This is a genomic window from Streptomyces sp. NPDC058239, from assembly GCF_042882185.1.
Classification (GTDB): domain Bacteria; phylum Actinomycetota; class Actinomycetes; order Streptomycetales; family Streptomycetaceae; genus Streptomyces.
On record NZ_JBHVWS010000019.1, the window covers coordinates 100023 to 122403 of the forward strand.

The 22381-nt window shown below is 70.3% G+C and carries 21 protein-coding genes and 1 tRNA gene; 12 read left to right on the forward strand and 10 right to left on the reverse strand.

Translation table 11 applies throughout. The features are described from left to right. Positions 1-7 precede the first annotated feature (7 nt). Complete coding sequence (locus ACFVYE_RS21385; RefSeq protein WP_389606882.1) at positions 8-424, reverse strand: hypothetical protein; 417 nt, start codon at positions 422-424, stop codon at positions 8-10. An 80-nt stretch (positions 425-504) separates the two neighbouring features. Here ACFVYE_RS21385 and ACFVYE_RS21390 point away from each other — a divergent pair, with 80 nt between their 5' ends. Next, on the forward strand, positions 505-1266 hold the full coding sequence (locus ACFVYE_RS21390; protein ID WP_383964392.1) for a cobalt-precorrin-6A reductase: 762 nt from the start codon (positions 505-507) through the stop codon (positions 1264-1266). A 1-nt stretch (position 1267) separates the two neighbouring features. Here the strand turns inward: ACFVYE_RS21390 and cobF are convergent, their stop codons facing one another. Next, positions 1268-2023, reverse strand: a complete 756-nt coding sequence (gene cobF, locus ACFVYE_RS21395) for a precorrin-6A synthase (deacetylating) (RefSeq protein ID WP_383964395.1) — start codon at positions 2021-2023, stop codon at positions 1268-1270. A 43-nt stretch (positions 2024-2066) separates the two neighbouring features. After that, entirely contained in the window at positions 2067-2585 is a 519-nt protein-coding gene (locus ACFVYE_RS21400; RefSeq protein WP_389606885.1) for a DUF309 domain-containing protein, read from the reverse strand. Between the two features lie 108 nt (positions 2586-2693). Between ACFVYE_RS21400 and ACFVYE_RS21405 the strand changes: the two genes are divergently transcribed. Both ACFVYE_RS21405 and ACFVYE_RS21410 read left to right on the forward strand, forming a co-directional pair. Beyond that, positions 2694-5327 carry an ATP-binding protein gene (locus ACFVYE_RS21405; protein WP_383964400.1) on the forward strand — a complete coding sequence of 878 codons (2634 nt, stop codon included), beginning with the start codon at positions 2694-2696 and terminating at the stop codon, positions 5325-5327. Positions 5328-5377: 50 nt separating this feature from the next. Then, positions 5378-5451 (forward strand) — tRNA-Pro (locus ACFVYE_RS21410). An 807-nt stretch (positions 5452-6258) separates the two neighbouring features. Here the strand turns inward: ACFVYE_RS21410 and ACFVYE_RS21415 are convergent. Then, the gene (locus tag ACFVYE_RS21415; protein ID WP_383964403.1) at positions 6259-6843 is read right to left on the reverse strand and encodes a TetR/AcrR family transcriptional regulator; all 585 of its coding nucleotides are present in this window, start codon (positions 6841-6843) and stop codon (positions 6259-6261) included. A gap of 119 nt (positions 6844-6962) precedes the next feature. On the opposite strand from ACFVYE_RS21415, the gene ACFVYE_RS21420 reads away from it, so the two are divergent. The 6 genes from ACFVYE_RS21420 to ACFVYE_RS21445 all read left to right on the forward strand — a co-directional run bounded on the left by ACFVYE_RS21420 (position 6963) and on the right by ACFVYE_RS21445 (position 11892). Next, the gene (locus tag ACFVYE_RS21420) at positions 6963-7781 is read left to right on the forward strand and encodes an SDR family oxidoreductase (protein ID WP_383964406.1); all 819 of its coding nucleotides are present in this window, start codon (positions 6963-6965) and stop codon (positions 7779-7781) included. A 98-nt stretch (positions 7782-7879) separates the two neighbouring features. After that, positions 7880-8839, forward strand: coding sequence for an SDR family NAD(P)-dependent oxidoreductase (locus ACFVYE_RS21425; protein WP_389606888.1), 960 nt, complete (start codon positions 7880-7882; stop codon positions 8837-8839). Positions 8840-8890: 51 nt separating this feature from the next. Next, positions 8891-9367, forward strand: coding sequence for a MarR family winged helix-turn-helix transcriptional regulator (locus ACFVYE_RS21430; protein ID WP_389606890.1), 477 nt, complete (start codon positions 8891-8893; stop codon positions 9365-9367). Beyond that, a complete protein-coding gene (locus ACFVYE_RS21435) occupies positions 9364-10863 on the forward strand; it encodes an MFS transporter (protein WP_389606892.1) in 1500 nt (499 codons plus the stop codon). Before ACFVYE_RS21430 ends, ACFVYE_RS21435 begins: the two co-directional genes overlap by 4 nt. Beyond that, positions 10860-11456, forward strand: coding sequence for a cysteine hydrolase family protein (locus ACFVYE_RS21440; RefSeq protein ID WP_383964417.1), 597 nt, complete (start codon positions 10860-10862; stop codon positions 11454-11456). Before ACFVYE_RS21435 ends, ACFVYE_RS21440 begins: the two co-directional genes overlap by 4 nt. A gap of 61 nt (positions 11457-11517) precedes the next feature. Then, positions 11518-11892: a hypothetical protein gene (locus ACFVYE_RS21445; protein WP_389606894.1), complete on the forward strand. Its 375-nt coding sequence runs from the start codon at positions 11518-11520 to the stop codon at positions 11890-11892. Between the two features lie 52 nt (positions 11893-11944). Here the strand turns inward: ACFVYE_RS21445 and ACFVYE_RS21450 are convergent, their stop codons facing one another. Together ACFVYE_RS21450 and ACFVYE_RS21455 are read right to left on the reverse strand one after the other, a co-directional pair. Next, positions 11945-12922, reverse strand: coding sequence for an ATP-binding cassette domain-containing protein (locus tag ACFVYE_RS21450; RefSeq protein WP_389606896.1), 978 nt, complete (start codon positions 12920-12922; stop codon positions 11945-11947). Positions 12923-13189: 267 nt separating this feature from the next. Beyond that, entirely contained in the window at positions 13190-14095 is a 906-nt protein-coding gene (locus ACFVYE_RS21455) for a LysR family transcriptional regulator (RefSeq protein WP_383964426.1), read from the reverse strand. Between the two features lie 95 nt (positions 14096-14190). Here ACFVYE_RS21455 and ACFVYE_RS21460 point away from each other — a divergent pair, with 95 nt between their 5' ends. Further along, positions 14191-15129, forward strand: a complete 939-nt coding sequence (locus ACFVYE_RS21460; RefSeq protein WP_383964429.1) for a DMT family transporter — start codon at positions 14191-14193, stop codon at positions 15127-15129. Between the two features lie 279 nt (positions 15130-15408). Here the strand turns inward: ACFVYE_RS21460 and ACFVYE_RS21465 are convergent, their stop codons facing one another. Genes ACFVYE_RS21465 through ACFVYE_RS21475 form a run of 3 tightly spaced genes read right to left on the reverse strand, consistent with a single transcriptional unit; the run spans position 15409 to position 19437 of the window. Continuing rightward, positions 15409-16827: an amidase gene (locus tag ACFVYE_RS21465; RefSeq protein ID WP_389606899.1), complete on the reverse strand. Its 1419-nt coding sequence runs from the start codon at positions 16825-16827 to the stop codon at positions 15409-15411. Next, positions 16824-18245: an MFS transporter gene (locus ACFVYE_RS21470; RefSeq protein ID WP_383964434.1), complete on the reverse strand. Its 1422-nt coding sequence runs from the start codon at positions 18243-18245 to the stop codon at positions 16824-16826. The genes ACFVYE_RS21465 and ACFVYE_RS21470 overlap by 4 nt, the downstream gene beginning before the upstream one ends. A gap of 1 nt (position 18246) precedes the next feature. Continuing rightward, positions 18247-19437: a CaiB/BaiF CoA transferase family protein gene (locus tag ACFVYE_RS21475; protein ID WP_383964437.1), complete on the reverse strand. Its 1191-nt coding sequence runs from the start codon at positions 19435-19437 to the stop codon at positions 18247-18249. A 132-nt stretch (positions 19438-19569) separates the two neighbouring features. Here ACFVYE_RS21475 and ACFVYE_RS21480 point away from each other — a divergent pair, with 132 nt between their 5' ends. Further along, positions 19570-20220 (forward strand): TetR/AcrR family transcriptional regulator, encoded by a 651-nt coding sequence (locus ACFVYE_RS21480; RefSeq protein ID WP_383964440.1) that lies wholly within the window; start codon positions 19570-19572, stop codon positions 20218-20220. Between the two features lie 138 nt (positions 20221-20358). Continuing rightward, a complete protein-coding gene (locus tag ACFVYE_RS21485; protein WP_383964471.1) occupies positions 20359-21600 on the forward strand; it encodes a cytochrome P450 in 1242 nt (413 codons plus the stop codon). A 67-nt stretch (positions 21601-21667) separates the two neighbouring features. On the opposite strand, the gene ACFVYE_RS21490 is transcribed toward ACFVYE_RS21485, so the two are convergent. Continuing rightward, positions 21668-22360: a formylglycine-generating enzyme family protein gene (locus ACFVYE_RS21490; RefSeq protein WP_383964443.1), complete on the reverse strand. Its 693-nt coding sequence runs from the start codon at positions 22358-22360 to the stop codon at positions 21668-21670. Positions 22361-22381: the final 21 nt, after the last annotated feature.

A 22381-nucleotide genomic window follows, 5' to 3' on the forward strand; every position in this document is an offset into this window, starting at 1 on the left:
CCGTACGTCAGGGAATCAGCAGCCAGTCCGAACCGATGGCCGCCAGCAGACCGACGGCCAGCAGCCAACTGCCGAGCCGCGTACGGCCGTTCCTGCTGAGCTCGATCACGATCCCGCACAGGATCAGCGCCAGCCCGTACACCCCGACCACCAGCACGGACGACCGGCTGGCGATCCGCAGTGCGAGAACGACCGCCATCGCCGCCATGCCGACCGACGAGAGAAGGATCCGCAGCCGTCTTGCCTGACGAGGTGTCAGTCTTTGGTTCCCGGTCTCGGCGGAGGTCTCGGCAGCGGCCTCGGCAACGACCTCGGAATCGGTCTCGGGAATGATCTCCGAAGCGGCCTCGGAATCGGGTTCCGAAACGGTCTCGGGACCGGCTATCGGGGTGTCCACGGCCTGGTCCTGGTCAGAAGTGCTCATGACGCCGGATCGTAATGGCTGCGGGCCGCCCTGTTCACCGCTCCGCACGGCGGGCGGCGAAAGTGACGTAGGTTCGGTGCATGCCCGGCCACATCCTGATCCTCGGCGGTACGACCGAAGCCCGGCAGCTCGCCGCTGAGCTGACCGGGCCCGGCGGCGACGCGACCGTGCGCATCACCACGTCGCTGGCCGGCCGGGTCTCCCGGCCCCGGATGCCCGCCGGTGATGTACGCATCGGAGGCTTCGGCGGCCCCCAGAGCCTCGCCGACTGGCTGCGTACCCACAGTGTGAACACCGTCGTCGACGCCACCCACCCGTTCGCCGGCAACATCAGCGCCAACGCCGCCGCGGCCGCGAATGCCACCGGCACCGCACTGTTCGCGCTGCGCCGCCCCGGCTGGACGGCGGGCCCCGGCGACCGCTGGCACCCGGCCGACGACCTCGCGCACGCCGCCGCGCAACTGCCCGCCCTGGGCCGCCGGATCTTCCTCACCACCGGCCGCCTGGGCCTGGCCGCCTTCACCACCGCCCCGGGCGCGGACACGCTCCACTTCCTCGTACGGTCTGTGGAGCCTCCCGAGCCACCGCTGCCCCCTGACACCGACGTACTCCTCGACCGTGGCCCGTACACCGTCGAAGGAGAGACGGCGCTGCTGCGCGACCGCGCCATCGACGTCCTCGTCACCAAGGACAGCGGCGGCCCCGCCACCGCGGCGAAACTCACCGCGGCCAGGAACCTCGGCCTGCCCGTGGTCGTGGTCCGCCGCCCGCCACCGCCCGAAGGCGTACCCGTCGTGCGCGATGTGGCGTCGGCGCTCCAACTGCTGTGCCGGGAAGACTGATTCAGCCGCGGCGCAGCAGATACGTATCCATGATCCAGCCCTTGCGGGCGCGCGCCTCGGCCCGTAGCTCCTCGATCCGGTCCGACACCTCGGCGAGGTGCCCGGAGACCAGGATCTCGTCCTCGGTCCCCACGTACGCGCCCCAGTAGATGTAGAGGTCCTGGTCGAGATGGCGGGTGAACGCCTGCCGCGCGTCGAGCATCACGACCACGTCGTCGACCCCCTCGGGCCAGCCCTCGGCCAGCCGCCGGCCGGTCGTGATCTGCACCGGCCTCGCCACCCGGTTCAGCCCCGTCCGGTGCTTGGCCAGCAGCGCGGAGACACTGCTGATCCCGGGGACCACCTCGTGGTCGAAGGCGACCGAACCCCGGTCGAGGATCTCTTCGAGGATGCCGAGCGTGGAGTCGTACAGCGAGGGATCGCCCCATACCAGGAACGCCCCGCACTCGTCCGCACCGAGATCCTCCGCGATGAACCGCTCGTACAGATCCGCGCGGCGCCTGCGCCAGTCGTCCACCGCGGGTGAGTAGTCCGACGTCCTGCGGTCCCGCTCCGGATCCCGTGCCTCGACGAGCCGGTACGAGGTGTTCTTCACATGCACATCGAGGATGTCCCGCCGCAGCCCGGTCAGATCGGACTTCTCCTCACCCTTGTCGAGGATGAAGAACGCATCCGCCCGGTTCAGCGCCTTGACGGCCTGGAGGGTCAGATGGTCGGGGTCGCCCGCGCCGATACCGATGACATAGATCTTTCTCACCGCACCGAGTCTGCCCCATGCCCCACCGCCCCGGGCGTCCGGGCTACCGGCCCCCGGCCCGCAGACACGGCGCCTCGTCGGCCGCGTCGACGGGCCGCACACGCGCCGCGTCCGCGCCGCAGGCCTTCTTCGCCTCGACCCGCCCCGCCAGCTCCCCGGCCCAGCCGATCAGTCCGTCGACCCCGATCCCGTGAGGGCGGGTGGTCCCGAACCCTGCGAGCGCCGCCGCGCCCCGTCGCAACAACCGGGCCCCGCCCGTCGTATTGCCCCGCGCCGCGTGCGTCAGCCCCACGGCCAACTGTGCAAGACCGCGCCACAACTCTCGTTCCGCCAACGGGCCCGACTTCCACGCATCCTCGAACACCTCGTGCGCATGGAATGGCATCCCCGCGTCCAGCAGCCGTTGCGCCTCACGCAGGGTCTCCTCGGGGGTCCGGGTCACCCCCTCGGGCTGCCGATCCACTCCCGGTGCCCCGTACGGCAGGGGGCGTCCCAGCCCGTCACGGGGGCGCGCATTGCGCGCGCGGCCCTCGGCATCGCGGTCCCTGCGGGTCTCGTCCACCCCTCGATTGTGCCCCGCACCTGCGGCGAACTGTCCGAACCACTGTCCGTGGACCCCCGCGCACGACTAGTGTCGACAGTCGTCCGCACCACTTTGGGGAGGGTAGGGATGAAGCAGTCCCGGCCGCTGTACGAGCGCGAACCGGAGCTCGCCGCTGCCGCACAAGCCGTGGACGCCCTCTGCGGCGCCCGGGCGGCAGGCCGGCTGCTGATCTTCAGCGGCGAGGCAGGCATCGGCAAGACAGCACTGCTCGCCGAGATCCAGGCGATGGCCGCCGACCGCTGCACGGTCTGGTCCGCACGCGGCGGCGAAACGGTAACGTCCGTGCCGTTCCACGTCGTACGCCAGTTGCTGCAGCCCGCACTCGACCAGTTTCCGCCCGACGAGGTACGGGCCTTGTTCGGAGCCTGGTACGAGATCGCCGCGCCCGCACTCGGACTCGCCGAACCGAGCGGTCCCCAGCCCGATCCGCAGGGTGTGCGGGACGGCCTCGACTGGGTCGTCTCCCGGCTCGCATCCCGGCTGAGCCACCGTCCGCTCCTGCTCATCATCGACGACGCACACTGGGCGGACGGCGAATCCCTCGCCTGGCTCGCCTCGTTCACCGCACGCCTCGGCGAACTGCCCGTCCTGGTCGTCCAGGCCCACCGGCCGGAAGAACTGGCAGCGCGGCAGAAGGAGAGCGGACCGGGCGGCGCCCACCCCTCCCAGGTTCGGGTCGCGCTGCGCGCCCTCACCCCGGACGCCACCGCGGAACTGGTCCGCGCAGGCCTCGGCGAGCACGCCGACGACCCGTTCTGCCGCGAGGTGTGGGCCGTCACCGGCGGCAACCCCTACGAGGCGGTCGAACTCGTCGCCAAGGTCCAGGACCGCGAACTGGCGCCCCTTGAGGAGTCGGCCGGGCTGCTGCGCGAACTCGGTGCAACGGCCCGCGGCAGCGGACTCGTCGCCCGGCTCGAACGGCTCGGTACCAACGCCAACCGGTTCGCCTGGGCCGCCGCCGTGCTCGGCACGGACATCTCGCAGGATCTCGCCGCCACCCTCGCCGGAATGAGCCCCGCCGAGGCCGCCGACTGCACGGCGCGGCTGCGCGAAGCCCGTATCGTCACCGGCTTCGACCCGCTGGAGTTCGTCCACCCGCTGATCGCCACCGCGGTGTACCGCTCCATCCCGCCGGCCACCCGCACCGCCATGCACGGCCGGGCCGCCTGGGCGATCACCCGTGCGGGACTCGGCCCCGCCGCGGCCTCCCGGCACCTCCTCGAAGTACACCCCGACGACGACCAGGAGCTGGTCGAGCAGCTCCGCGAAGCAGCCAAACAGCACCTCGCGGTCGGTGCCCCGGAGGCCGCCCGCCGCTGCCTCGAACGCGCCCTGCAAGAACCACCGCGCCAACGGGTCAGGGCGACTCTGCTGTACGAACTGGGCTGCGCCACGCTGCTCAGTTCCCCGGCCACCACCGTCCAGCATCTGCGGGACGCCCTTGAGATGCCAGGACTCTCCGACGACCAGAGGGTCGACGCCACCTTCCGGCTCGCGGCCGCGCACTCCCACAACAACCAGCTGAAGGAAGCGGCACGCGCCCTCGCCGCCGAGGCCGCACACACCGCCCCCGGCCCCGGCCTGATGCGGCTCCAGGCCGCCCACTTCCTCTGGGAGGGCATGCAGGCCGCCGAGGACGACGGACCCGCCCGTTCCGCCAGGCTCGCCCGGAACGCCGATCATCTGTCCGGCCGCGACAACGCCGAGCGCGCCCTGCTCACCATCCGCGCCTTCGACGCCATGATGCGCGGCGAGAACGCCCAGCTCATCGTCGACCTCTGCGAACGCGCCCTGGTCGACGGCCACCCCGCCCGCGGGCTCGGCTGGACCGACACCGAGTGGGGCTTCGAACTCCCGACGCTCGTCGGCATCACCTACGCCTTCACGGACCAGCTCGACCGGGCCGAGGAACTCTTCGGCGAGGCCGTCCGCGCCTTCGAGATCTCAGGCTGGAGCGGTGCACATCTCGCCTTCGCACACACCCTGCTCGGGCTGGTCCACCGCCGTCGCGGCCGGCTGGCCGAGGCGGAGGGCTTCCTCCGCGAAGGGCTGCGCCTCGCCGACCGTGTCGGCAGTGGACTTCCCGTCCACTGGGACGCGGCCTGTCTGCTGATCGACACATTGGTCGCCCGCGGCCGTGTCACCGAGGCGCGCGAGATCGCCGACCGTTACGACTTCGGCTCGCCCTACCCCAGCGCGATGGTGCTGCCCGACGCGCCGTGCGTACGCGGACGGCTGCTGCTGGCCGAAGGCCGTACGAAGGAAGCGGCCACCGAACTCGAAGCGGCCGGTCAGGCCCTTGAACCCCGCGGCAGGTTCAACGGCGTATGGGCACCCTGGGCCGGCGATCTCGCCCGCGCACTGGCCGAGGACGACCCGGGCCGGGCCGCCCAACTCGCCACCTCGGCCCGGGTGCACGCCGAACGCTTCGGCACGGACACCGCGATCGGTGAGGCCCTGCGCTGTGTCGCCCTCTTCGCCCGCGCCGAGGACGCCACCCATCTGCTGGCCGAGTCGGTCCGCCACCTGGAAGCGTCCCCGTCCGCGTACGAACACGCCCTGGCCCTCGTCGACTACGGCATCGCGATCCGCTCACCCCGCGAACTCGCCAGAGCTCACAAACTGGCCACGGCGTGCGGCGCCGAATCCCTGGCAAACCGCGCCCACCAGGCACGGGCGTCGATCCGCTCCTCGGAGTGAGGTAATGTTTGTCCTGCGCAGCCGCCCGGGAACACCGGGGGGAATCGCATCGGGACGTGGCGCAGCTTGGTAGCGCACTTGACTGGGGGTCAAGGGGTCGCAGGTTCAAATCCTGTCGTCCCGACTTTTCGAACACTCGAAAGTCGCAAGTGAGGGGTCGTTCACTGAACGACCCCTTGTTGTTTTTCCCCGGCTCCCGGGGTGAGCGGGAGCATGCTCCCACCTGTCCCATTGTCTGCGCCGGCCGCCGGGCTGACGCTCCGTCCGCTCACGCAGGCCCTGGCGGACACGCTCGCCCGGGATACTGCGCGCGGCAGCTTGCCCCGGGACCGCGAGGGGCTCAGCGAGCAGGAGGAGCATCGCCTCCTGCGGACACTGACGGACTGACGCCGGCAGGGTGAGGGCCGACCGGCCCTCACCTGTCCTGGAGTACCCCGTCAATGCACGCGCACCGAAGTGGGGAACAGGGGCATGCCCGGGGGTTTCCCGGATCCTCATCACCGGGCCCCCGAATCTGCACCGCCTGTCCCGGCCCGTTCTCGAATTCCTTGGTTTGGTTTCGGGACAAGACCGAAGGCAGCGGCGACGACGAAATTGCGCGGCTTCAGGAGCTGCGTCGCAGTGGCAAGCACAGGCGGCGCGGGTGGGAGGGCGAGAGAGATCTCGTACTTGACGAGGCGTTGGGTCTGCTTGGTCACGAGGTGCCGGGAATCGGCTCCGGTGCAAGTGTGGCGGCAGCTGCGGCACTCGAGTCGCTGATGAACCGCCTTCTCGACCGGCCGGGCGACGGGCAGTGGCACAGGAAGGGCCTCTTCATGAAGGCTGAAGTGCCCGCAACTCGCCGGCTGTCCGACGAGCAGGCCGGACAGGTTGGCGAAGAACTGTGGCTCAGGGGCCGCCGAGACTCTTTCGCGGCGGCGCGGTTGACGAGTCAGTCGGTGGCCGTGCCGGCGCCCGCCTGGCGGAGGCAGCGTTCGAGGCGTTGCAGATATTCGTCGAAGGGCTGGTCGGCGGGCCAGGTCTGATAGGCGGTGCCGGTGGCGGCCACCGCGAGGTTCAGCTGCAAGGTCGCGGTCAACTCGTCGGGCTTGGTGGTGCGGCTCGCCACCCAGTTCCTCAGGTCGCTGAAGAACTGCTCACCGAAGCTCTGGGCCGACTGGGCGAGGGCGGGCGACTGCGCCTTCAGGCGGCGCTGCAGCGGCATGCGGTCCCGCAGGCTCTCGCTGAACCCCGTCATGATTGCGGTCAGCGAGTCCCAGAGCGGCTCGTCCGTGGGGCGGTCGTTCATCAGGGCCTGCCAGTTGCCCCGCTCCTCGGGGTCCTGGTCGAAGACGACGGCCTCTTTGCTGGCGAAGTAGTTGAAGAAGGTGGCGCGCGAGACGTTCGCAGCGGCCGCGATCTGCTCAACGGTCGTGGCCTCGTAGCCCTGCTCGCCGAAGAGCCGCAGCGCAGTGGACCGGATGGCGCGCCAGGTCGCCAGCTTCTTGCGCTCCCGCAGGTTCATGGTTCCGCCCATGCGCCCATCCTACATTCCGATTCCTGGACAGGTGTATTTTTAGACTGGTCTAACTTCGTGGGTTACAGTGAAGTCGGCCCCGGAGGTCAGTTCCGGCAGGCCGGCCCGAAGGAGAAATCATGAGCAAGGTCTGGTTCATCACCGGTACGTCCCGCGGCTTCGGCCGCGCGTTCGCCGAGTCCGCGCTGGAGCGTGGGGACAAGGTTGCCGCGACCGCCAGGAACGTGGCTGCACTGGACGATCTGGTCGCCAAGTACGGCGACGACGCGGTCCTGCCGCTGGCGCTGGACGTCACCGACAAGGCGGCCGTCGCCGCCGCGGTGGCCGCCGCGAGCGAGAAGTTCGGCCGCCTCGACGTCGTGGTCAACAACGCCGGCTACGGACTCTTCGGCATGGTCGAGGAGGTTACCGAGCAGCAGTTGCGCGACCAGATGGAGACGAACCTCTTCGGCGCGTTCTGGGTCACCCAGGCCGTGCTGCCGATCATGCGTGCGCAGGGCAGCGGACGGATCGTGCAGATTTCGTCCGTCGGCGGCGTCGCCGCGTTCCCGTCGCTGGGCGCGTACCACGCTTCCAAGTGGGCGCTTGAGGGCTTCAGCGAGGCCCTTGCCCAGGAAGTCGTGGGTGAGGGGATCAAGGTCACCATTGTCGAGCCGGGTGGCTTCACCACCGACTGGGCCGGCTCCTCCGCCATGCGCGCTGAGCCGAACCCCGCCTACGACCAGATCCGAGAGGCGATTGCGGCCCGCCTCGGCGACGCCAGGTACGGCGATCCCGCCGACGCCGGCGCCGCCCTGTTGCAGATCGTCGACGCCGAGAACCCGCCGCTGCGGGTGCTGTTCGGTACTGAACCCATCGAGATCATCAAGCCCGTCTATGCCCAGCGCCTTGAGACCTGGGCCGACTGGGAGCACGTCTCCTTCATCGCGCAGGGCTGACCTGCCGCGCCGAGCGGCGCAGGCGCCGCGCCCGGCCATGTGGAACGAGTGGCCGGCCCTGGGCTTTCTCAAGTCACTCAAGTCAGGAGCCTCACCTCATGTCCGTACCTCAGACGCCCCACATCTTCGGGGCAAGCACAACCGCCGCCGAGATAGTCGACGGTGTCGACCTGCACGGCCGCCGGGCCGTGGTGACCGGAGCCAGTTCCGGAATCGGGGTGGAGACGGCCAGGGCGCTCGCCGCGGCGGGCGCCGACGTCACCCTGGCCGTGCGGGACACCGACGCGGGTGCCCGCGTGGTGGCGCGCCTGGAGGTAGAACTGCCGCCCGAATCGGGACAGTTGACCGTGGGGCGGCTCGACCTGGCGGACCGGTCGACGGTCGCGGCGTTCGTGGCCGCCTGGCACGGCCCGTTGCACATCCTGGTCAACAATGCCGGAATCATGGCCCCACCGGAACTCACCCGTACACCTGACGGCCGGGAAACGCAGTTCGCCGTCAACCACCTGGGCCACTTCGCCCTTGCCGTCGGCCTCCACCCGGCACTCGCGGCGGCGGACGGCGCACGGATCGTCTCGGTGAGTTCCATCGGTCACCTCTTCTCACCGGTCGCCTTCGACGACCTCGACTACCGCTTCCGCCCCTACGACCCCTGGACCTCCTACGGGCAGTCGAAGACCGCCAACGCCCTGTTCGCCGTCGGTGCCGCCGAGCGATGGGTCCACGACGGCATCACCGCCAACGCGCTGATGCCGGGCAACATCGCGGACACGTCCCTGGCCCGGCACATGGACATGCAACAGGTGGCCGACTTCATCGCCTCGGGCGAACTCGCGCTGCCACCGCAGAAGACTGTGGAGCAGGGTGCCGCGACCTCGGTGCTGTTGGCCGCCTCGCCGACGGTGGAGGGCATCACCGGCCGCTATTTCGAGGACTGTGCGCAGGCCGAGACGGTCACCGGGCGAGCCGGTGCCGTCGCCGGCGTCGCGCCGTACGCCCTGGATCCGGAGAACGCGGCCCGGCTGTGGGCCGTGTCCGAGGGCCTCGTCCGTCAGTGAAACTACGCAAGTAACTTTACAAAGTTACTTGTGTAGTTTTACGGTGTGGGCATGAACACAGAACCCCGGCCGCAGCAGCCCGCCGTGTCTGCTGCGACCGCACAGCGTCTCCAGGACGCGATGAAACGGCTGCGCGCACGCCTGCGCGCGGAGTCGGGGCAGAACGCGACCGGCCTGACCGTCACGCAGCTCGGCGTGCTGGCGAGCGTGGTGCGGGAGGGCCCCGTCACCGCGGCCCGGCTCGCCACGCTGGAGCACGTCAGCGCGCAGGCCATCGCGCAGAGCCTGGCGGTGCTCAAGGCCGCCGGCCTCGTCCACGGAGAGCCCGACCCACTGGACGGCCGCAAGAAGCTGATCAGCGCCGACGCCTCCGCGACCGAGCTGATCGACCGAGTCCTGGCAGGCCGTGCCTCGTTCCTGGCGCGCGCCATCGACCAGGTGGTCGCCGCCGACGAACGCGAAGACGTGGAGAAGGCCATCGAGCTCCTGGAGCGGCTCGCCGAAGCGGACCTGAGCGGCGGCATATGAGTACCGCCGCCAGTCAGGGCGACGCTTCGGCGCGCGATCCGAAGCTCAAGTCCTTCGCCTGGCCCTTCACCACCCCGCTCTACGTGGGCTCCGCCCTCAACCCGATCAACAGCTCCATCATCGCGACCGCCCTGGTGCCCATCGCCACACAGTTGCACGTCGCGGTTGGCGCCACCGCCGTCCTCGTCTCCTCTCTGTACTTGGCCAGTGCCGTCGCGCAGCCCACAGCGGGCAAGCTGGCCGAGGTGCTCGGCCCGCGCCGGATCTTCCTGTCCGGCGTCGTGCTGGTGCTGCTCGGCGGCCTGGTCGGCGGCCTCGGCCAGAATCTGGCGATGCTGACCGTCGCCCGGGTACTGGTCGGCATCGGCACCTCGGCCGCCTTCCCCTGCGCGATGGTGCTGATCCGGCGCCGCGCCGAGGAGGCCGGCATGGAGGCGCCGCCGGGCGGGGTGCTCGGCGGCCTCGCGATCGCGGGCATGGCCACGGCCGCCGTCGGCCCGCCGATCGGCGGCCTCCTCGTGGGCGCCGCGGGCTGGCGCTGGGCCTTCTTCATCAACATCCCGGTCACCGCGATCGCGCTGATGATGGCCGTACGCTGGCTGCCCAAGGACCCCGCGCTCGACCGCGCGGACAGCAGCTTCCGCAAGATCGCCGACCGGATCGACCTGACCGGCATTCTCGGCTTCGCCGCTTCGATGACCGCATTGGTCGTCTTCCTCATGGGCCTTCCCCACGTCAAGTGGGTCGCGCTCGTCGTCTTCGTCGTGGCCGCGATACCCACGGTCGTATGGGAGCTGCGAAAAACCGCGCCGTTCTTCGACTTTCGCGAACTCGCCGCCAATGGGGCCCTTGCCCGCACCTACCTGCGGCAGGCCCTCACCCTGCTCGGCGTCTACACCGTGATGTACGGCATGACTCAGTGGATGGAGGCCGCACACGGGTTCTCCACAGTGACGGCGGGACTCCTGCTGCTGCCGATGGGCGCCGTCTCCGCACTGCTCTCGCGCCCGCTCGCCAGCCGCAACCTGGTGCGTGGACCGTTGCTCGCCGCGGCTGTGGCCATGGTGATCGGCTCGGGCGGCATCATGCTGCTCCGTTCGCACAGCCCGGCGATCGCGATCGTCCTCGTCTCTCTGATCTTCGGCGTCATATCGGCCGCCACCACGGTCGGCAACCAGACCGCGCTCTACCTCGCGGCGCCACTCGACCGGATCGGTACCGCCTCCGGTCTTTTCCGGACCTTCGGATACCTCGGAAGCATCACCTCCGCCGTGATCGGCAGTATCGTCTTCCGCGACGGTGCGAGCGATCACGGCCTGCACACCCTTGGCCTCGTACTGGTCGCGGCGGGCGTCGCCGTCCTCCTGCTGACCGTCCTCGACCGTCGGCTGATGGCTCGCGGAGCGGACCGCGACTCCGGCGGCCCCCATCACAGCGACACCCCAAAGAACACTGCGAACGCAGAGACACACCCCCGTAAGGAGAACCACGTATGACCACCTCGTCCCTCCCCGAGATCGACCCCAAGCGGATCGCCCTGCTGGCGATGGACTTCCAGAACGGGATCGTCGCGTCCGTCTCCGAGCCCGACGCGCTCGTCGAGCGGGTCAAGGGCGCGATAGCCGGCGTCCGCGCCGCCGGCGGCACCATCGGCTACGTCCGCGTCGCCTTCACCGAGGACGACTGGGCAAAGATCCCGGAGACCAACAAGACCTTCAGCGGGGTCGCCGCGGCGAAGATGATGCACCACGAGGACGACGTCACGCAGATCGACGAGCGGATCGCCCCCGAGGACGGCGACATCGTCGTCCGTAAGATCCGCTTCGGTTCGGTCTCCACCACCGACCTCGATGAGCAGCTGCGCGACCGTGGCATCGACACCCTGATCCTCTCCGGCATCAGCACCAGTGGCGTCGTCCTGTCCACGCTCATCGACGTCGCCGACCGCGACTACCGCGTCTACGTCCTGACCGACGGCGTCGCCGACCACAACCCGGACGTCAACCGGATCCTGGTCGACGAGGTGTTCCCGTCCCGGGCCCACCTGATCGACACGGCCCGGCTGGCCGAACTGCTCAAGGCCGCCTGACCGCTGCGGGCCTGATGACACGCGCCTCGATCGGCAACTGCTGACGCGGACGGCGAACTTCTTGAGGTCGAAGGAGGCCGGCCGGCGCTGGGCGGCGGACGGCATCACTGCCAACGCGGTGATGCCCGGCGGCATCCGTACCCCCTTGCAGCAGTACGCCTTCGGCGAGGACATGTCGGACGAGGCGCGGGCCGTCTACGACGCCTACCCCTGGCGCACCGCCGCCCAGGGCGCCGCCACCTCGGCGCTGGTGGCCGGCTCGCCGCTGGTCGAGGGCGTGACCGGGCGGTACTTCCAGAACAGTGCCGAGGCCTCGGTCATCGACCCGAAGGAGCTGGAGACGGACATCGAGCCGGTGGGCGTCGCCGAGTACGAGCTCGACCCGGTGGCCGCGGAGCGGCTGTGGGAGCTGTCCACGGCCGCCGTGTCCGCCTGACATGGCCGGCCGGGGCCGTGCCCTGATCGGCGACCCGGCGACGGCACCGGCCTCAGGCCGGCTGAACCAGCCGACCGTCGGCCGGCTCCAGCACTCTGTCCCGATGGTGTTCGCGAACCGCACGGTCGTGGGTGACCATCACGACCGGGCCGGTGAAATGCTCCACCGCCTCCTGCAGTTGCTCGACCAGGACCAGACTGAGGTGGTTGGTGGGTTCGTCGAGCAGCAGAAGGTGCGGGCGCTGTGCGAACAGCATCGCGAGCCGGAGCCGTCGCCGTTGGCCCACGGACAGTCGGTTCACCGGAACGCCGAAGTCAACGGGCCCGAACAGACCGAACCTGGTCAGTTCCGCCATGGCGTCGTCGACGTGGACCGCGCGGTGCGCGGCGAAGGTCTCCAGCAGGCCACGGTGCTCCTGGGAGAAGCCACTGTCCTGCGGCAGATAGCCGATGCGCAGCCCCGGTCCGTGTACGACCACCCCGGCATCAGGTGCCCGCCGGCCTGCCAGTACGGACAGGAGCGTGGACTTGCCTGCGCCGTTCGGTCCGGTGACCACATACAGCGAACCGGGTGAGAGTGTCAGGTCCACGCCGCGCACCACGTCGCCGACGGCCAGGCCCTCGGCCCTGATCATCACACCGTCGGGCAGCTCCGCGGTCTCCGGCGGTCGGAAGCTCAGTGGCTCGGGCGGGCGTTGTACCTGCTCGTCCAGCAGCCGCCGCAGTTGTTGCCGGGCCGCGCGGGTCGCGCGGGCGACGGCGGCCTCGGCAGCGCTTCCGGCAGCGTTGTAGGCCAGCTTGTTCTTGTCCCGCATTCCCCCGAAGCTGCGGCCGGACCTGCCGGCCTTTTCGAGCCTCCGCCGGGCCTCGGCCAGCTCCTGGCACCAGTCGCGGTACTGCTCCCGCCAGCGCGCCTGCGCTGCGGCGCGTTGATCGAGGTAGTCGCGGTAACCGCCGCCGTAGCGCACGGTACAGCCGCGGGAGCCGTCTAGATCGATGATGGCGGTGTCAAGGCATGACGAGACGGTCACGGGCCATGCGCACTCCAGTGCATGCCTGCGACCGCTGACTTCCGGGATCACCCGGAGATGTCGTCGTCACCCACCACGGCTGTATCTCCTCAGCTGCACATCACTTTCAACTCACCGTATCAAAAAGGGACTTATCCCCGAAGCGTCCCGGGCCGTGGCCGCCTCGGCCGCCGTCCGGGTCCGGGCGCGCCCCGGGCGGCGGCATCCGTGGGCTTTCACCCCGGCACCGGCGGCGGGGGCCGATCCCGGTCACCGGACATCCGCCCCTCACGTGCCGGCGCTTACGGCTGCAGCGTCGGTAAGTGCGTCGAGCAGTCCCCGCAGTGCGGGCTGGGCGAGTGAGACTTCGCGCACCGCCGCATAGATCGCCCTGACCGGCTTCGGGTTCTGGACTTCGCGCACGACGACGGCGGGATGGCGGTTTCCCAGACCCATGAGCGGGATCAGGCCGATACCGAGACCGGCCGCGACGAATCCCTGTGCCGTGGCGTAGTCCTCGCTCTGCACCACGAAGTCGGGGGTGAAGCCCGCCGCGGCACAGGCGTCGATCACGGGCTTCAGGCAAGGGCCCGGCGGCTCGCTGCCGACCCACGGTTCGTGGGCAAGGTCGGCCAGGTCGAGCACTCGCTTCGCGGCGAGGGGATGCCCCGAGGGCAGCACGGCAGCGTACGAGTCGTCGAGCAGGTGCACGAGACGGATGCCGTCACCGGGCCGCCCGTCCTGCGGCCGGACCATGATGGCCAGGTCGGCCCGGCCCTGCTCCACCTCCGGCAGCGGGTCCTCGGGCTCGATCAGTTTGAGGTCGATACGCACGCCCGGGTGCTCCTTGCGGAACCGGGTCACGGCGGGCGCCACCATGGACGCTCCCGCCGTGGCGAAGTAGCGGATCGCCAGCAGCCCCGTGCGCCCGGCGCGCAGTTCGGCCAGTGCGCTCTCCGCTTCGGCAACGTTCTTGCTGATGATCGCGGCGTGCTCGGTGAGCAGTCGCCCGGCGGCTGTCGGCCGCACGCCCCGGCCGACGCGTTCGAGCAGCGCGATCCCGGCCTCCTTCTCCAGCGCTGCCACCTGCTGGCTCACGGCGGACGGCGTGTAGCCGAGATGCGCTGCTGCCGCGGTGACCGACCCGCTGCTGACCACCGCGCGCAGAACCTGCATACGCCTCACATCAAGCATGTAGGAGAGCTTAACGGAGGTGCACTTCTTTTCACTTGTCCTGTCAGATTTCCTCGGGCACCGTTCCTGGGGACGGACGAGCAAGGAGACGGAGCATGATCAATAGGCGATCCGGAACGTCGGCCTGGGCGCGGGTAGGTGTGCTCGCGCTGCTGTGGGGGTCCACCTTCCTGTGGATCAAGCTGGCTCTGAAAGGCCTGTCTCCCGCCCAGGTCACCGTCATCCGCTGTGCGCTCGGTGCGCTCGTCCTGGCGGTGGTGTGCCTGTCGACACAGCAACGCCTGCCGCGCGGCCGTGCGACCTGGGGTCACCTCTTCGTGGCCGCCTTCTTCTGCAACGCTCTGCCGTTCACGTTGTTCAGCATTGCGCAGCAGACCGTCGACTCCGGCCTGGCCGGCGTACTGAACGCGACGACTCCGTTGTGGTCGCTGCTGATCGGTCTCGCGACGGGCACCGAACGCGGACTCCACCCGATCCGCCTGACCGGACTCGTGGTCGGACTCGGGGGAACGGTGCTCATCTTCGCCCCCTGGCAGCAGAGTGGAGGCGTGAGCCTGGGCGCTGTCGCCATCCTCGGCGCAGCGGCGAGCTATGCCATCGCCTTCGCCCATATGCAGCGCAATCTCGTGGGCAAGGGCACTTCCACCCTCTCCCTCTCCGCGGCCCAGCTCATCGCCGCGACCGGACTGACGTCGCTGACTCTGCCCGTAGACGGCGCGACGTCCCTGCACACCGGCCCGACGGCCTTGGTCGCGGCTGCTGTCCTCGGGATATTCGCGACCGGGATCACCTTCCACCTCACATATCGGATCATCGCCGACGAAGGCGCCACCGACGCCGCCACCGTCGGATACCTGCTGCCCGTGGTCTCCCTGGTGTTGGGCGCGATTGTGCTCAACGAGGAAATCGGCCTCCGCGCTGTCGCGGGAATGATCGTCGTGCTCGCCGGTGTGGCCATGACGCGGCGACGGCGACGGACACCGCCACCGTCGGCCGTTGTGGCGCCGCCGGCTCCGGTCGCGCAGGAGAACTGACACCGGACCGTGCCGCGCCTGCCGGTCGTACCCTCGCCCTCTGGATGAACGGACCGGCCGGCTACTGGCCATGCTCAAGACGGGTATGGACGACGTGCTCGGCGTCAGCCTGCGCCGGCGAATGACGCCGGACTCCCTCAGCGGCCGAATGAACGCCACTTTCCGCTTCCTGCCCACCGACGCACCCGCCATCGGTTCCGCGATCGCGGGCCTGATCGGAGAACTGACCACCTTGCACACCACTCTCCCGTGTCCTGCTTCCACCGGTGGACCGTTTCGTCAGGAGCTGGACGCGAAGGCCGGCGGACGCACGGGTCCGTGGGCGGCCTCGACGGTCAGCGCGGAGCCGAGCACGAGGTCTTCGCGGTGATGCGGAGCGACAAGCTGCACCGCACAGGGCAGTCCGTCCGGGCCCAGCCCCGCCGGGACACTGATCGCCGGATGGCCGGTGTCATTGAAGACGGAGGTGAAGGAGATCGGCACGGTCCGCTCGCGCACGGCCGCCATCACATCGGGACCCTCCGCGGGCCAAGCCGTGGTCGGCACCGTCGGCAGCAGCAACAGGTCGTACCGCTCGAACAGCCCGGCCGCCCACTGGTCCAGACGTGCCCGGTGCTGCGAGTAGCGGGCGAAGTCGGCAGGGGTGACGGCGGCCCCGTTGTCGAGTACGTCGGCGAACCACGGTTCGAAGTCGGCGCGACGGGCCGTGAACTCGTCGAAGATGCCGACGAGGCGGTGGTACGCCAGGACTTGCTGGCGCAGCAGGAACGGGGCGGGGAAGTCCTCGGCTCCGGGCAGGGCCGAGTCGTCGTCCACCACCTCGTGGCCCTGCTCCTGCAACACGTCCGCCGTCCTCTCGAGGGCCCGCAGCATCTCGGGCCGGGGCTCGGCCACGCCCAGCGTGCGCAGCACGCCCACATGCAGCCGGGGCAACGGGCGGTCGAGGCTCTCCAGGTAGGAAAGGCCCGGTGCAGGCAGCGAGTTGGGATCGGCCGGGTCGTGACCGGCGGCCACATCGAGATGGAGCGCGGTGTCCCGGACGGTGCGGGCCATGCCGCTGAGGCAGATGTGCTGCGGCCAGCACGGCGCGGCGGACGGGATGCGGCCCCGGCTCGGCTTGAGGCCGACGACTCCGCACAGCGCGGCGGGGATACGGGTGGATCCGCCGCCGTCCCCCGCGGTGCCGAGGGCGACCAGACCGGCGGCGACGGCGGCGGCCGCGCCACCGCTGGAACCGCCCGGCGATTTCTCGGGATTCCAGGGGTTGCGGGTGATGCCGAACGCATCGTTCGCGGTGTGGACGCCGGCTCCGAGGGGCGGCATGTTCGTCTTGCCGATCACGAGCGCCCCGGCGGCGCGCAGCCGGGCCACGTGGATGCCGTCGCGGGTCGCGGGCGGGATGTTCCGGAAGGCGCGGGTGCCCCGGGTGGTGGGGAACCCCTCCGCGTTCTCGCCGTCCTTGACGAGGACGGGAAGCCCGGCGAGCGGCCCGGGGTCCTCGCCGCGGGCGATCCGCGCGGACATGGCGGCGGCCTCGGCGAGCGCCCGCCCGGTGTCCAGGGCGACGACGGAGTTGAGGGCGGGGTCCAGCGTCCTGATCCGGTCGAGGGTGTGCCGCATGAGCTCCTCGGGTGACAGCTCGCGCCTTCGCACGAGCGTGACGAGTTCGGTCGCGGGAGTGAAGGCGAGGTCGGTCATGAGTGAGCGGACTCCTTTGCGGTGATGGGGTGTTCGGGAGTTCCGGTGGCCTCCAGGCTCACACCGGTGCTGCGTGGGCCGAAGGCGACGGCGACGGTGCCGCCCACGACGCTCAGGGAGGCGAGGAACGTGAAGACAGCGGCGTATCCGAGCCCGGCGAAGATCGTGGCCACCAGCATCGGGGCGGCGAAGTTGAAGATCCGGGACAGGGCGTTGGCGGTGCCCGAGCCGAGCGCGCGGATTCGGGTGGGGAAGATCTCGGCCGAGTACACCTGGAGGAAGGGCACGGCCATCTGGAAGAGCAGACTGACCACGCAGCCCAGCACGAGGACGGCCGTCGTGTCCCGGACGAGACCGAACAGCAGCAGCGTGACGGCGGTCAGCGTGCCGAGGACGAGCTGGGCCAGGCGCCGGTCCCAGCGGTCGATGAGTGGCAGGGCGACCAGCGCGCCGAGCGGCGCGGCGGTGGCGAGGACGGCGGAGAGGAGGAGGGTGTCGGAAAGTTCGAGTCCGCTCTCCGAAAGGAACGTCGGCGTCCAGGTGTTGAAGGCCGAGTAGGCGAGCAGCCCGGTCACCCACATGACCGACACCGCGAGAAACCTGCGGCGGTTCGGGGGGCGCAGCAGCTCGGAGAGGCGGGGACGGCCGGATGCTTCGGGCCCCACCGGCCGGGGCGGCGCGGACGGCACGGCCGGGGCGGAGACCGTGACCGGCTCTTCGCCCGGCCGTACTCCGCATTGCCGCTCGATCGACCGCACCACCTCTTCGGCCCGCTCCAGTTCTCCGCGCGCGACGAGCCAGCGGGGGCTCTCCGGCACCCAACGCCGGATCAGCCAGGCAAATACCACCCCGAACAGGCCGAGGCCGAAGACCAGCCGCCAGCCCCAGCTCCACTGCGGTACGAGGAAGTAGCCCGCCCACGCGGCGATCGGGATGCCGAGCGAGCCCACTGCGACCTTGTAGGTCTGCAGCCGTCCGCGGGCGGCCGCCGGGACGAACTCGGTGAGGACGACGATGGCGACGACCGCCATACCCTGCGCGCCCACGTGGGCGGCGCAGCGTGCCACGATCAGCTGCCACGGGCTCTGGACGACGACGCATAGGGCGGTGGCCGCGCAGTAGAAGGTGACGAAGGCGAGCATGGTACGGCGGCGGCCGAGCCGGTCGGCCAGGTAGCCGCCGAGGACGCCTCCGGCGAAGGCGCCGAGCTGGCCGATGCCCGCGATGACGGCGACGTCCGACAGGGACAGGTCCCACTGGGCGCGCAGGGCGGGCGCGACGAACGCGAAGGCGTAGGTCTCGACCCATTCGAAGAGGATCATCCCGGCCAGCGCGAGGACGAGTCTGCGGTGGAACCGGCTGAGCGGGAGCCGGTCGAGCCGGTTCCCGAGCACGCCGGCCGCGGCGGTGGCCGCCATGTCAGATGACTCCGTCGGCGCCGAGCACGGCGAGATCGTCGACGCTCAGACCGAGCAGGTCCTGGTAGACCTCGGCGTTGTGCGCGCCGAGCGCGGGACCGGTGGAGCGGATGCTGCCCGGGGTCCCGGACAGGCGCGGTAGCGGCGCGACCATGGGGAGTTCGCCGAAATCGGGGTCGTCGACGGTGACGAGCGTGCCCCGCTCCCGGTAGTGCGGGTCGGCCGCGATGTCGGCGATGTTCATCAGCGGGGCGGCGGGGATCCCGGCGTCGCTGAGCAGCTCGGTGAGATCGTCCGCGGTGTACGTCGCGACCCAGGCGGCGATTTTCTCGTACAGCTCGTCGGCATGCTCGGCGCGGGCGGCGCGGGTGGCGTACGCGGGGGCGTCGGCCAGTTCAGGGATCCCCATGAGGGCGGCGAGCCTGCGGAAGAGCGGGTCCGTGCCGGCGTGGAGCGAGACGCGGCGTCCGTCGGAGGCCGTGAAGTCGCTGGCCGGGACGATCTGGGGATTGCGGTTGCCGAGGCGCTCGCGGATCCGGCCGGTGGTCGCATACGAGGCGAGCGCGTCCTCGGAGGCGCGGAACCCGGCCTCGTACAGCGCGAGGTCGATGACCTGGCCGCCACCGCCCGCCGTGTCGCGGTGGTAGAGCGCGGTGACGACGGAGAAGGCGCCGAGATAGGCGGCCATGTAGTCGATGGTGGAGTAGCCGCTGCGCACCGGTGGCCGGTCGCCGTCTCCGGTGACGTACGTCAGACCCGCGAAGGCACTCGCGATCCGGTCGAAGGAGCCGCGGTCGGAGTACGGGCCGGTCAGGCCGTATCCGGTGACGTACACCAGCACGGTGTCGGGAGCGAGCGGGCGCAGGGACTCCGGGTCGAGCCCCCAGGCACGCAGGGTGGGCGGGCGGTAGTTGGTGATCACGACGTCGAAGTGCGGGACGAGGTCGCGGACCAGGCCACGGCCGCGCTCGGTGCGCAGGTTCAGGGTCACGGACTTCTTGTTGCGCGCCTCCTGCGCCCAGTACGGGGAGCGGCCACCGGCCGCCGTACCACGGGTGAAGTCACCGCGCCCCGGCTCCTCGACCTTGACCACCTCCGCGCCGAAGTCACCGAGGAAGGTGGCCGTGACCGGCGCGGCGAGGACGGTGGAGAGGTCGAGCACGCGTATGCCCGCCAGAGGAAGTGTCGCCATGGATGCCCCTTCGCATGAAATTCACGTTTCGTTATTAACGAAACGTTGTTAGTGGGACCATAAGCTGGTCACCGCAGTGCGACAAGGGCATGCGACGAGAAAAACGACCCACGGACGGACGGGGAGCCGGGCATGAGTGAGACGGGCAAGGTGCGGCGACGCCGGCGGACCCGGCAGGAGACCGAGGCGGACCTGCTGGCGGCCGCGCACCGGCTGCTCCAGCGCGACGGGGTGCTCGCGGGGGTCAACCTGCGGGAGATCGCCGCCGAGGCCGGGGTCAACCACGGGCAGATCTACCAGTACTTCGGCACCCGCCAGGCTCTGCTCCGGGCGTCCGTCGCGGACTTGGTGGAGCGTCAGACCGCCGACCGGGACGGTCACTGGCAGCTGCCGTTCGCCGAGCGCAGGGCGGCCATGTTCCGGCACCGCCTGGAAGAGCCTGAACTGGTCAAGCTGGAAGCCTTGTTGGCGCTGGACGGGGACGAGGACTTCAGCCCCCTGCCCCGGTTCGCGCAGACCCGCCGCAGCCTGGAGCGGGACCAGGAGGAGGGATTCCTGCCGGACGAAGCGGACGCGGTGGCCGCCCATGTGATGACGGCCGCGGCGCAGATGGGCTATGTCATCTTCCGCGAGGCCTACGCCCGGGACACCGGGATTCCGCTGGAGGAACTCGACGAACGGGCGGCCGGGGCCTTCGCGCGCATGGTGGCCGGTCTCGCCGCGATCCTGCCACCGGACGCGACGGACGGCGGGGCTGCGTCCCGCCCCCGCGCGGGCACGTAGAGCTGAGCGTCCCCGACCCGCCGGCCTCGGCTCGCGCCGCCCTTCCCCTGGGTGGCGCCCCGGGCCCACTACGCTGGGGCATATCGCTCAAAACGTTTCAAGTGTGTGTGAACAGGTGCGATGCCTACGGGAGGCATGATGAGCCAGCAGCCGGTCCTCCTGCCCTACGCCGACCCGGCCTTCGTGGCGGATCCCTTTCCGCTCTACCGACAGCTTCGCGATGACGGCCCGGTGCGACGCGCCGTCATCGCGGGAGGCCTGGAAGCCTGGCTGGTCACGCGGTATGAAGACGGCCTCGCGGCCCTGTCCCACCCGCAGCTGAGCAGTGACGTCCGCGATGCGTCGGACCCCCGGCTCATCGAGCGGCTGCCCGCCACCGACCGTGAGTCCGTGCTGCGCAACATGCTCCGCTCCGATCCGCCCGACCACACCCGCCTGCGCCGCCTGGTCTCCAAGGCATTCACCGCCCACAGGGTGGCGGAGCTGCGGCCCCGCGTCCAGGGGATCGCCGACCGACTGCTCGACGAGATCGTGCCGGCCGGTCGCGCCGACCTCATCGAGACCTACGCGCTGCCGCTTCCGGTCACTGTGATCAGCGAACTGCTCGGGGTTCCGGTGACCGACCGGCACGACTTCCAGCAGTGGACCGACGACATGATCCTCCGGGGGATCGAGCCGCCGGACCCGGCCCGGGTGGACGGGGCATGGCGGCACATGCGCTCGTACCTGACCAAGCTACTGGAGGCCAAACGGGCCCGGCCCGGGGACGACCTGCTCAGTGCGCTGATCGTTGCCAGGGACGAGGAACAGCGGCTGGACGAGGACGAGCTGATCGCCATGGCCTTCCTGCTGCTGGTGGCCGGATACATCACCACGGTCAATCTGATCGGCAGCGGCATCGCCGCACTGCTCGCCCACCCCGACCAGCTTCGGATGCTGCGGGACGACCCGGTGCTGCTGCCGGGCGCGATCGAGGAATTCCTGCGCTATGACGGGCCCGTCAACCCAGGCATCGCCAGGTTCGCGCGCGAGGACATCACCATCGCCGGGGTGAACATCCCTCGCGGCGCGACCGTGCTGGTCGCCTCCGCCATCGCCGACCGCGACCCGGAGCACTTCCCCGAACCCGATCGTCTGGACATCGCCCGGCAGGACAACGGCCACCTCGCGTTCGGACACGGCATCCACTACTGCCTGGGTGCGCCGCTGGCCCGGCTCGAGGGACAGATCGCCATCGGCACCGCCCTGCGCCGCCTTCCCGGTCTCGCCCTGGCCGTTCCCCCGGACGAACTGCGGTGGCGGCCGGGCGGATTGCGCGGCCCCGAACACCTGCCGGTCACTTTCACATTCGATGACGCGACCGCCGGCGGCCGTTCCTGAACTACGTGCCGGCTGATGGGGCGCCCCGGAACAAATGGCATCGACCGGACGCGTTGCGCGTCCGCGCTCAGAGTGACCGGGCGAGCCGGAACCCGAGGTCGTCGATACGGAAGGTCGGGTGACTCTTGCGGCGGCACGACGCCCGGCATCCTCGGGGGCGATCGAATCCACCTCCGCCACGGAACACGCGGTACGGGCCGTAGATCCGGGGATCGTAGACATCCCAGCACCACTCCCACACGTTGCCGATCATGTCGTGGAGGCCCCACGCGTTCGGTGCCCTGGTCGCGACATCGTGCACCTCGCCGCCGGAATTCCCGCGGTACCAGGCGATCTCGTCCAGCTCTCCGTAGCGTGCACCGGAGGTCCCGGCCCTGCACGCGTACTCCCACTCCGCCTCCGTCGGGAGCCGGTACCCGTCGGCCTCCCAGTCGCAGACCACGTCCTGCCCGTCGGGGTCGTCGCCGGTCGAGTAGCAGGGTTCGAGTCCCGTCGCCTGCGAGAGCAGGTTGCAGAACCGAACGGCCTCCTGCCAGGAGACCTCGGTCACCGGTGTCCGCGGCCCCGCCGAACTCGCGGGCGCCTCGCCCCGAACGGCGCGGTACAGCTCGCGGGTCACGGGATACGGCGCCAGCCGGAAGGCGGCGACCTCGACGTTCCAGTTCGTCCGCGTGCCCTCGTCCCGCAGGACGATCTCCCCGGCAGGGATGTCCCTCATGCCCTCGGCGGTCGCCTGTCGGAGTAGGGATTCAGGGCTCATCGCAGCTCCTCATGTGCACCG